The organism is Mucilaginibacter polytrichastri, from assembly GCF_001911425.1.
Taxonomy (GTDB): Bacteria; Bacteroidota; Bacteroidia; order Sphingobacteriales; family Sphingobacteriaceae; genus Mucilaginibacter; species Mucilaginibacter polytrichastri.
On sequence record NZ_MPPL01000001.1, the window covers coordinates 827,747 to 837,232 of the forward strand.

Annotated in this window: 9 protein-coding genes and 1 tRNA gene; 2 read left to right on the forward strand and 8 right to left on the reverse strand. The window is 41.0% G+C overall.

The window, feature by feature from the left end; genetic code table 11:
• Positions 1-39: 39 nt before the first annotated feature.
• Positions 40-1,971 carry an ABC-F family ATP-binding cassette domain-containing protein gene (locus RG47T_RS03740; protein WP_074488189.1) on the reverse strand — a complete coding sequence of 644 codons (1,932 nt, stop codon included), beginning with the start codon at positions 1,969-1,971 and terminating at the stop codon, positions 40-42.
• A 167-nt stretch (positions 1,972-2,138) separates the two neighbouring features.
• Entirely contained in the window at positions 2,139-2,888 is a 750-nt protein-coding gene (locus RG47T_RS03745) for an SGNH/GDSL hydrolase family protein (RefSeq protein WP_074488190.1), read from the reverse strand.
• A 156-nt stretch (positions 2,889-3,044) separates the two neighbouring features.
• Here RG47T_RS03745 and RG47T_RS03750 point away from each other — a divergent pair, with 156 nt between their 5' ends.
• Positions 3,045-4,085 carry a quinone-dependent dihydroorotate dehydrogenase gene (locus RG47T_RS03750; protein WP_074488191.1) on the forward strand — a complete coding sequence of 347 codons (1,041 nt, stop codon included), beginning with the start codon at positions 3,045-3,047 and terminating at the stop codon, positions 4,083-4,085.
• Between the two features lie 122 nt (positions 4,086-4,207).
• Here RG47T_RS03750 and RG47T_RS03755 read toward each other — a convergent pair whose 3' ends face one another.
• The 3 genes from RG47T_RS03755 to RG47T_RS03765 all read right to left on the reverse strand — a co-directional run bounded on the left by RG47T_RS03755 (position 4,208) and on the right by RG47T_RS03765 (position 5,281).
• Entirely contained in the window at positions 4,208-4,384 is a 177-nt protein-coding gene (locus RG47T_RS03755; RefSeq protein ID WP_074488192.1) for a spore protein, read from the reverse strand.
• Positions 4,385-4,414: 30 nt separating this feature from the next.
• Positions 4,415-4,485, reverse strand: a tRNA-Cys gene (locus tag RG47T_RS03760).
• 46 nt (positions 4,486-4,531) lie between these two features.
• Positions 4,532-5,281, reverse strand: coding sequence for a TrmH family RNA methyltransferase (locus RG47T_RS03765; protein ID WP_074488193.1), 750 nt, complete (start codon positions 5,279-5,281; stop codon positions 4,532-4,534).
• Here RG47T_RS03765 and tamL point away from each other — a divergent pair.
• The gene (gene tamL, locus RG47T_RS03770; RefSeq protein WP_083627287.1) at positions 5,272-7,641 is read left to right on the forward strand and encodes a translocation and assembly module lipoprotein TamL; all 2,370 of its coding nucleotides are present in this window, start codon (positions 5,272-5,274) and stop codon (positions 7,639-7,641) included. The two genes, RG47T_RS03765 and tamL, sit on opposite strands and share 10 nt — an antisense overlap.
• Before the next feature lie 16 nt (positions 7,642-7,657).
• On the opposite strand, the gene RG47T_RS03775 is transcribed toward tamL, so the two are convergent.
• The 3 genes from RG47T_RS03775 to RG47T_RS03785 all read right to left on the reverse strand — a co-directional run bounded on the left by RG47T_RS03775 (position 7,658) and on the right by RG47T_RS03785 (position 9,371).
• The gene (locus tag RG47T_RS03775; protein WP_074488194.1) at positions 7,658-8,191 is read right to left on the reverse strand and encodes a hypothetical protein; all 534 of its coding nucleotides are present in this window, start codon (positions 8,189-8,191) and stop codon (positions 7,658-7,660) included.
• A gap of 57 nt (positions 8,192-8,248) precedes the next feature.
• Positions 8,249-8,743, reverse strand: coding sequence for a TspO/MBR family protein (locus RG47T_RS03780; protein WP_074493095.1), 495 nt, complete (start codon positions 8,741-8,743; stop codon positions 8,249-8,251).
• A gap of 67 nt (positions 8,744-8,810) precedes the next feature.
• Positions 8,811-9,371, reverse strand: coding sequence for a DUF6843 domain-containing protein (locus RG47T_RS03785; protein WP_139235617.1), 561 nt, complete (start codon positions 9,369-9,371; stop codon positions 8,811-8,813).
• Between the last annotated feature and the right edge of the window lie 115 nt (positions 9,372-9,486).

A 9,486-nucleotide genomic window follows, 5' to 3' on the forward strand; every position in this document is an offset into this window, starting at 1 on the left:
GAGATTGCTTCGTACCTCGCAATGGCATGGTGGAGATATTTAAGCTTCCAGCTCCAAAATCTGTCCGGCCAGGGTTTCCCATTGCTGCTGGATTTGTTTAAGCTGATTTTGCTTTTGTTTATAAGCTGTATTTGTATCGTTTAGCCTGCTTTTGTCGTTGTATACCTGCGGATCGGCCAGCTTATTTTCCAGCTGTTTTACTTCCTTTTCGAGGATAGTACTCTGCTCTTCCATTTTTTGCAGGTCGCTGTTCAGTTTTTTTATCTGCTTAGATTTATCATCTGATACAGATTGCTGCTTAACGGGGGCGGCTTCTTTTTTCTCTTCCTTTTTAGGCTGAGGGGCTGCTGCTACTGCTGCTTTGGGTTCCAGTTTGCGTTTAGCATTCCATTCCTCGTATTCGGCATAAGTGCCCGGATACTGTTTGATCTTCTGATCTTCGATAAACCAGATCTTGTTGGCAATATTATCCAGGAAAAACCTATCGTGAGATACGGCTATAAAAGTACCCTGGTATTGCTGTAAAGCCTGGATCAGGATGTTAACCGAAGCCATATCCAAGTGATTGGTAGGCTCATCCAGTATCAGGAAATTGGCATCAGCCGTTAAAGCTTTAGCCAGCGCTACGCGCGATTTTTCACCACCGGATAGTACTTTGATCTTTTTAAATACATCATCGCCGGTAAATAAAAAGCTACCCAATATAGAGCGCAGTTCGGTATCGGTATGGCGCGGTGCAAAAGTTTGGAGTTCGGTTAAAATTTCATTTTCCAAATGCAGCGACTCTAATTGGTGCTGCGCGAAAAAGGTTTTAGTTACATTATAACCGGTTTCGCCCTTACCTTCAAACTCTGTATCAGCTGCAGCTATAATACGCAACAGGGTAGATTTACCACGACCGTTGGCACCGATCAAAGCAATTTTGTCGCCTTTTTCGATGATAGCATCGGCATTGTCTAAAATCTGCAGGTTAGGGTAACTTTTGTTCACACCTTCGATGTTGAACACGTTACGGCCGGATTGCTTACCGAATTTGAACGTGAAGTTTACCGATGGGTTATCATCATCCACATCATCCACACGATCCATTTTATCGAGCATTTTAATACGCGATTGCGCCATTTTAGCTTTAGAAGCCTTGGCGCGGAAGCGCTCGATCAGTTTTTCTTCCTGTTTTATTTTTGATTGCTGGTTCTTAAATTCGCCACGCTGAATTTCTTCACGCAAGGCTTTTTCTTCCAGGTAGAAACTGTAGTTACCTGCGTAAACAGTAAGCTTACCCTTGCGCGATTCAACCGTGCGGTTAATTACCTTGTCTAAAAACCATCTATCGTGCGATACGATAACGATAGCGCCTTCAAAAGCCTTCAGATAGTCTTCCAGCCATTGGATGGATGGTAAATCCAAGTGGTTGGTAGGCTCATCCAGCAATAAAATATCCGGTGCCTGTAAAAGTATCTTAGCCAGCATTACCCGCATGCGCCATCCCCCCGAAAAGGTACTTAGCTTGCGTTGAGTTTGTTCTTCAGTGAAGCCCAAACCGGCTAATATTTCGTGTGCTTTATATTCTATGTTGTAGCCATCAAGCGTTTCAAACTCATGTTGTTTGTCGCTCAGTTTGTGTAGCAGGTCTTCGCTGTAGTCGGTTTCCAGCTTTTTAAGCAGGTTTTCTATTTCCGCATGCAGTTGGTTCTGGCGCTCAAAAGCTTCCATAGCCACATGTAAAATAGATTTATCCGAAGCGTAAGAAAGCAGATCCTGGTTTAAGTAACCTATGGTAAGTTCTTTAGATTTAGATATAGTGCCCGATGTTGGCTTGTAGTCGCCTACAATAATTTTAAGGAGGGTGGTTTTACCGGTTCCGTTGGCACCAATAAGGCCAATTTTTTCTCCGGGTTTTATATGCCAGTTAGCTTCATCATACAGGGCCCTTGCACCAATCTCGAACGTAAGGTTATTTATAGCAATCATTTGGGCGCAAAGATACCGTTTTGACAATCAAGAGACAAGAACCAAGAGCCAAGATTATGTCAAATAGTTTTATAGAGCCAAGAGATAAGAACCAAGAGCCAAGATGGCATCATAGTGCTTGTAAAAGCACAAAATATCTTGATTCTTGGCTCTTATTTCTTGCTTCTCTACTTTACTGTTTCCAGCCAGGCATGTGCCATTAGCTGTGCACCTGCTACGCTTGGGTGTACGCCATCTATAGTCCAATAACTGCCTGGGGCAATTTCTTGTGCTTTGTCGAAGATAGATTGGTAGGGTATCCAAACAGCATCATATTGATCGGCTATGTCTTTTGCCGATGCACGGTAGGCATTGAATGCCGGATACCATTTATCATCAACCGCTTTTACGCCTTTAACCGCAAAGGGCTCGCCGATAATTAATTTTATGTCTGGCAGGGCTTGTTTAGTGCGGTCTAACAACTTTTTGAAGTCGGAGGTATAAATGTCAACAGTTCCTTTATAGCCACCGGTAAGGGTGTGCCAAAAGTCGTTTACGCCAATCAGTATGCTTAATACGTTGGGCTTAATATTCAGGCAATCGTTGTCCCAGCGCTCTGCAAGTTGGTAAACCTTATTGCCGCTGATCCCTTTGTTGTAAACCTGTAGGTTCTTATCGGCGTACTTATACAACAAGCCGGCTGCGGCCTGCATGGCATAGCCACTACCCAGTGCAGCAGTAGTATTGGGCTCGTTTTTGGTTTTGTCGCGGCCCCAGTCGGTTATCGAATCTCCCTGCAGTAATATAATGTTCCCGGTTTCGAGGCCAATTCTTTTTTTGCTTGTAGCAGCAAGAGCAGATGTTACAATAGCCGGTATGGTAACGGCGGCAACTGTAGCGGTTGCTGTCTTGGTGATAAAATCACGGCGAGTGGTCATATTTTTGGTAGTTTGATGTTTTTCGGTATGATGGATGATAGTTCATAGACCTAGTAATTACTTGGCGGTGAACTATCATCTATATAACCATGAATTAAAGGTAAATATTGTTTTTTAAGTTCAAAGGCCGAAAGTAAAAATGGATACATTTGCAGCATGTATTCGTTAATCAAACCCATACTCTTCAATTTCGACCCCGAACAGGTACATTATTTTGTTACCAAAAATCTTAAAAGATTTAATAGCGCCCCCGGCGGATCGGCCTTAAGCAGGTCTTTATGGCGTATAGAAGATTCACGGTTAGAGAAAGAGGTGTTGGGTTTAAAGTTTAAAAACCCGGTTGGTTTGGCTGCCGGCTTTGATAAAAATGGTGAATATATTAGCGAAATGGCTAACCTTGGCTTTGGTTTTATTGAGGTTGGTACTGTAACACCTTTGCCGCAGCCAGGTAATGATAAACCCCGCATGTTTAGGCTGCCTGCCGATGAAGCCTTAATTAACCGTATGGGCTTTAACAATAAAGGTGTAGATATGGCGGCCGAGCGAATTGCTGCTTACCGCAAGAATCAGCCGGAGGCGCAAAAGGGTTTGATGATTGGCGGCAACATTGGCAAAAATAAAAATACCCCTAACGAAGAGGCCGTAAGTGATTATATTAAATGTTTCGACCGTTTGTTTGATGTGGTAGATTATTTTGTGGTAAATGTAAGTTCACCCAATACGCCTGGCCTGCGTGCCCTACAGGACAAGAAACCACTGACCGAGATTTTGAGCACATTGCAACAACGCAACAACAAAAACAGCATTCGCAAACCTATCCTCTTAAAAATAGCCCCCGATTTAACCAACGAACAGTTGGATGATATTATTGAAATAGTTGCCGAAACTAAAATAGATGGATTGATAGCCACCAATACCACCATTAGCAGGGAAGGGTTGATATCGCCCGAAAAAGTAGTTAAAGAAGCCGGTGGTTTAAGCGGCCGGCCCTTAACGCAACGCTCTACAAAAGTTATCCGTTATTTGGCCGATAAATCAAATCGTGCTTTCCCAATTATAGGGGCAGGAGGCATTCACTCTGCCCAGGATGCGATTGATAAACTGGATGCCGGTGCAGCTTTGATACAGCTTTACACCGGGTTTATTTACGAAGGCCCGGCGCTGATAGGGCGTATTAATAAGGCGCTCTTGGGATAATTAGGCTTATCACAATTAAATAATAAAAGCGACCATTGAGTCGCTTTTATTATTTACAGGTCATAAAAAAAATCCCGCTGGTAAACCAGCAGGATTTTAAATAAAGATTTTTTTAAGGTAAATTATTTACCTGCAACAAGCTTAGCTAAAACAGCATTGTTTTTAGCAATTTGGCTGTGTTTTGACTCTTTAGATCTGTTTCCCAGTTCTAAGTTAGTAGCCAATTTCAGAAATTGTACCTCTAAGCGAGATACGGTTTTATTTCTTCTGTCTTTTCTTTTTAAACGTGTAACACTCATCGTCTTAATTTTTTAAAATTTTCCTTTGTGAGGTCGGAAGCGGATTCGAACCGCTGTAAAAGGTTTTGCAGACCTCTGCCTAGCCACTCGGCCATCCGACCATTTTTAGGGATTGCAAAAATAGTAATTAAATAATTGGCTCGCAATTTATTTTAATGTATTTCTGCAAATCTCCGAACAAAATATTGCTGTAGCCATTGCAACGTTCAAAGACTCAGCCTTTCCCGCCTGCGGAATGGTTACCGGGGTGTTAATAACTTCTTGTATCTGGGGCCTTATTCCATTGCCTTCGTTACCCATTATCAATATACCTTCGGTACCAAAGGTAGTATTATAAATGTTTTCTCCGTTAAGTAAAGCACCAAAAATATTTAATTGTAATGCTGGCAAGGTATCTGCCAGGCTGGTATAATGTATCTTTACGCGTGATAGCGACCCCATGGTAGCCTGCACCACCTTGGGGTTGTACACATCAACCGTATCGTCAGAGCATATAATATGGCCGATGCCAAACCAGTCGGCCGTGCGTATAATGGTGCCCATATTACCCGGATCTTGCACACCATCTAAAGCTAATGAAAACTTTTCTTTAAGTAGGCTGTAATCTAATAATGGGGAAACTGGTATATTAACCAACGCCAAAACTCCCGGAGGTGTTTTTAAGCAACTGATGCGAGCCATGTCGACTACAGAAATTTCCTGAAAGTTTATTTTATTAGATAATTTCAGCAATTTTGAGGAGAATTCGGGCGTGTAGTATATCGCCTCTAACCGGTAGCTTGATTGGGCAAACTCTATTACAGATTTATGCCCTTCAACAATAAACAGGTTATGTTGATGGCGAAATTTTTTATGTTGTAAGGATGTTATTAAACTGATTTGAGATTTTGAAAGCATATATAAAGCCGGCCGGTTACCGCCTTACAATATTAACTATTTTACTTTTGTTTTTGCTTTCGGGGTGTAGCCTTACCCGTAAACTCAAGGGTAACCAGGCACTTGTGCGTAATGTGGCAGTAAAAGGCATTGATAAGGAATTTGCAGAAGCCGCTGTAACTTATATTGATAAGGGTGAGCAGCCCAATAACTGGCTTAACCTGCAGTTTTACCTGGCGTTTAGTAAAAACGGGAAGAAAAATATAGGTGAGCCGCCATCTATACTGGATAGCAACCTGGTTGAATTTTCGCGATTGCAAATAGAGAAATTTCTGCATAACAAGGGCTATCTTAAAGCACAGGTTACCGATTCTGTGATAGTTAAAAAGAAAAAGGCTTCTTTGTTTTTTATAGCAAAACAAGGGCCGTTGTTTAAAATACGCAAGTTTCAGGATAGTATTGCCGACCCTAAGGTGCGTGCACTTTATCGCGCCAACCGCATCCGTTTTTCGCATATAGAACCGGGTGGGCGCTTTGATACCGATAGCCTGGCCTTTGACAGGGACGAGTTTTATTTAGTGATGAAACGGAATGGTTACTTTGATTTTTACCGCCAGTACATCAGTTTTAATTATGATTCTACCTTTAACAGCGGTGTTGTAGATCTTAAAGTTATTATTGATAACCCGGCCGGTAAAAAAGAACACCCTGTTTATAAAATTAATAACACACTGATTACCATTGCCAATAGCAATGGCCGCACACCCGGCCATGCCGATACCATACAGGTTGATTCGCAGTACCGGTTTGTTGATTTTTCTAAAAGGTTTAAGCCAAAAACGGTTACTACCTATATTTTTCAGCGCAAAGGCGACTTGTTTAACATCGATCAGCAAACGCTTACCACATCGAGGCTTTCGGAGCTTAATGTCTTTAAAAACGTACCTAACCCAACCTATACTAAATTACCGGATAGTGTAAACCGGAGGCTCGATACCAAGATTGATATTATCCCACTAAAACAAATGTCTGATAGGTTAGAGGGCGAGTTTCTATTTAGCGGGGGGCGGTATGGATATAATATTGGTAATACCTATACAGATCGTAACATCTTTAAAACCACGGCATCCCTGCAAATTAAGGCAAACTGGAGTATCCTTTTTGATAACGGGCGTAATTCTACCAACTCAACCGGTATAGAAAATCAGGATTTTAAAGTAGGAGCCAGCTTAAGTTATCCCCGCATTATATCGCCTTTTAATTTCCCTATTTTGGGTAAATATGGCGTGCCACATACTACTTTTTCTTCCAGTTATCAGTTGTTTTACCAAAAGGGCCTCGTAACCCGCGAAAGCTTTGTTAACTCGTTAACGTATGACTGGGCCGAAACCAGCCGCAAACTGCATAGCTTTACACCCATAAATATCGAGTTTTCGAGGGGCACCATTGACCCTAGCGCGTATGCTCAATTGCTGGCGTATAACAGGTATTCATACATCTACCTTATCGGGCGCACCATATTTACCATCGGTAGCCAGTACACTTATCAGCAAAATGCCAATAAGCTAAACACGCTGGATAACTTTACCTATTTCCGCGGCTTTATTGACGTTGGTGGTAATACGCTGGGCTTATTAAGCAAACTCTTTAATGCGCCCAAAGATTCGCTCGGCTTTCGTAAATTTTTAGGTTATACGTTTTCCCAGTACACTAAGTTAGAAGCCGATGTAAGGCTTTACCGCCATCTTGGCGGCGAAAAACAAATCGTTTTCAGGCTTAACCCAGGGATAGGGCTCCCATATGGTAACAGCAACCAACTTGTTTTCGAGAAAAACTTTTATGCCGGTGGTGCTAATGATATCAGAGCGTGGTTACCGCGTACATTAGGCCCCGGTAAGTTTAACAGGGGAGCTTTTTATGGCACAGATACCACCAACCGTACCAATTTAAAATACCTCGACCAGTTTGGTGAAATTAAGATTGTGGGTAACATAGAGTATCGCTACAACGTAACTAATAACTTCTTTGGCTCGAAGCTTAAGGGGGCAACCTTTATGGATTTTGGTAACGTTTGGCGCTTACCTGGTGTAGCCGGCGCCAGCGAAAATCCTGGTGGCCAGTTTAAGTTGAATAATCTGTTTCAATCTACCGCTATGGGTATCGGTACAGGTTTCCGGTTAGATCTTAACTTCTTTATCCTGCGGTTTGATGCCGCCTTTAAATTTAAAGACCCACAGTTTAGCGGCGGCGACCAATGGGTACTGGTTAACCACTTTAACGAGCTATTTAAATCGGGCGACTTTAAGCGCAGTTACCTCAACAGCAACGGCGAATCTTATAATTTTATGCAGCTTAATTTTGGTATTGGTTTACCTTTCTAAATTATTATTGCCCGCTTTAAAACAGGTTCTTTAATCCATTAAGCACACTTTCGAAAAACGTTGGCATGCTTAAACCGTTGGAGTGGTTAAAGTACAGGAATATCAGGAACAGAATAATTGCAATAATGATAAACCTTTTAAACAGATAGCCAATAATAATTAAACCTGCCGGTATAGCCAGTAACCAAATCCAGCTGATGTGTACCGGGGTAATATCATCAACATGTTTGTATAGGTAATATAGCGTGCCGTAGGTGCCGGTATCATTGTGGTGCTTTACATACAAAAAGCTGGAACGAAGTATTTTATGGTGATAAAAGGCGGTGCCTTTATCAAACTTTAAGGTATCCTCAAAACCGTTAACCGTAAAAATAAAATTACCGCTTACCTGCTCGTTAACCTCATTAAGCGAATCGGCGGCTAAAATGGCGATCTCATCTTTGGCAAAGGGATTTGATTTTACGATGAAGTGTTTTATCGTAACGGTATCGGCATAGCTGAAGCTGATGGATAATAACAGCAGCGCAGTAAGTAAAAATTTTATTTTCATGGCTTAAAAAAGGATAACAAATTAACCGTTACTTGTTGTTAAAAATAGCAAAATATTTTAGCGGTTAAGCATGTAAATGCTGAAGTTAAGTACCGATGCATAACTAACCCACAATAAGTAAGGCAAAAAAAGCCAGCCGGCCGCCCTGCTAAATTTGCTAAAGTTATACAGGTTAAAAATAATAAATACCCAAAGCAGCAAAATAATAACCAGTGCACCCAGTATTTGGTGCATGCCAAAAAACACGATAGACCACGAGAAATTGAGCAACAGCTGCACAAAATAAATACCCCGGGTAAAGCTGTAAAACGCAGTACGGTTGCGGCGTTTCCAAACCAAATAGGCCGCAGTGGCTATCATGATGTACATACTGGTCCACGCGATGGGGAACAGCCACGATGGGGGCGTAAACGATGGCTTATGGATGGCCTGATACCAGGTTGGTATCTCTGGCCGGGTAAATACCGAGGCAACAAAACCAATTACCAACGTAATAGTCAAGCTGATAATGAATGGTATGAGTTGAAATTTTTTAGCTTGTGAATGTAGCATGGTGGATATGAAGAGAAAAAACATTTTATTTAGTCGTCGCAAAATCTCTCAGAGAGTACCTGAATTGTTAATCATTGACAAATACAGTATTTTTAATCAATTTGTTGGCTTTATTTCGTATGTTGATTAACCTTTCATAGGTGATGTCTTCTGGTAAGAAGTGAGATCCTACTAGTATTTTCTTAAATGGTTCCTGGTTTGTATTATTGAAGTTTTTAGGCTTACAAATTGTAACTATTTGTATCCCTACAGTATCCTTAGATTTTGGAAAAGTAATATTTGTATCATTTCCATAAAACGCATAAACCTTATTACTGTCTAATGAGGCTTTATCATCTTGGAACGGTATACCATTAAATTCAATTTCATTTCCATTTTTTGTTTTAAAGAAGAATCTTTTATTCGTTATTCCATATGTTTCTTTAAATTGACTAAGTAGTATACCGGACTGAAAAACAGAATAAATTCGAATATTACCAGCATAATATTGCTTAGGCGATCCGTTTTTAACATTAGTAAAAATGTATATATTACCGCAATAATTGTCAGGAAATAAATATTTTTGTTTCTCTGCAAACTTGCATGAGCTTAGAAATATAATTATGTATATAATAGCTGTTCTTCTCATTTTTTTGTAGTCTTGTAGCCATTCGTAGCGATAGTGCGTCACTCACACTCCCGCAAGCCCGCTTTGTGATATAATTAATATTAATCATCGTTATTTTCTTCCTGCCAATCCTTCG

Bases quoted from the DNA above. Each gene is read 5' to 3' on its own strand.
- RG47T_RS03740 (WP_074488189.1), bottom strand. From the start codon at position 1,971: ATGATTGCTATAAATAACCTTACGTTCGAGATTGGTGCAAGGGCCCTG.
- RG47T_RS03745 (WP_074488190.1), bottom strand. From the start codon at position 2,888: ATGACCACTCGCCGTGATTTTATCACCAAGACAGCAACCGCTACAGTT.
- RG47T_RS03750 (WP_074488191.1), top strand. From the start codon at position 3,045: ATGTATTCGTTAATCAAACCCATACTCTTCAATTTCGACCCCGAACAG.
- RG47T_RS03755 (WP_074488192.1), bottom strand. From the start codon at position 4,384: ATGAGTGTTACACGTTTAAAAAGAAAAGACAGAAGAAATAAAACCGTA.
- RG47T_RS03765 (WP_074488193.1), bottom strand. From the start codon at position 5,281: ATGCTTTCAAAATCTCAAATCAGTTTAATAACATCCTTACAACATAAA.
- RG47T_RS03775 (WP_074488194.1), bottom strand. From the start codon at position 8,191: ATGAAAATAAAATTTTTACTTACTGCGCTGCTGTTATTATCCATCAGC.
- RG47T_RS03780 (WP_074493095.1), bottom strand. From the start codon at position 8,743: ATGCTACATTCACAAGCTAAAAAATTTCAACTCATACCATTCATTATC.
- RG47T_RS03785 (WP_139235617.1), bottom strand. From the start codon at position 9,371: ATGAGAAGAACAGCTATTATATACATAATTATATTTCTAAGCTCATGC.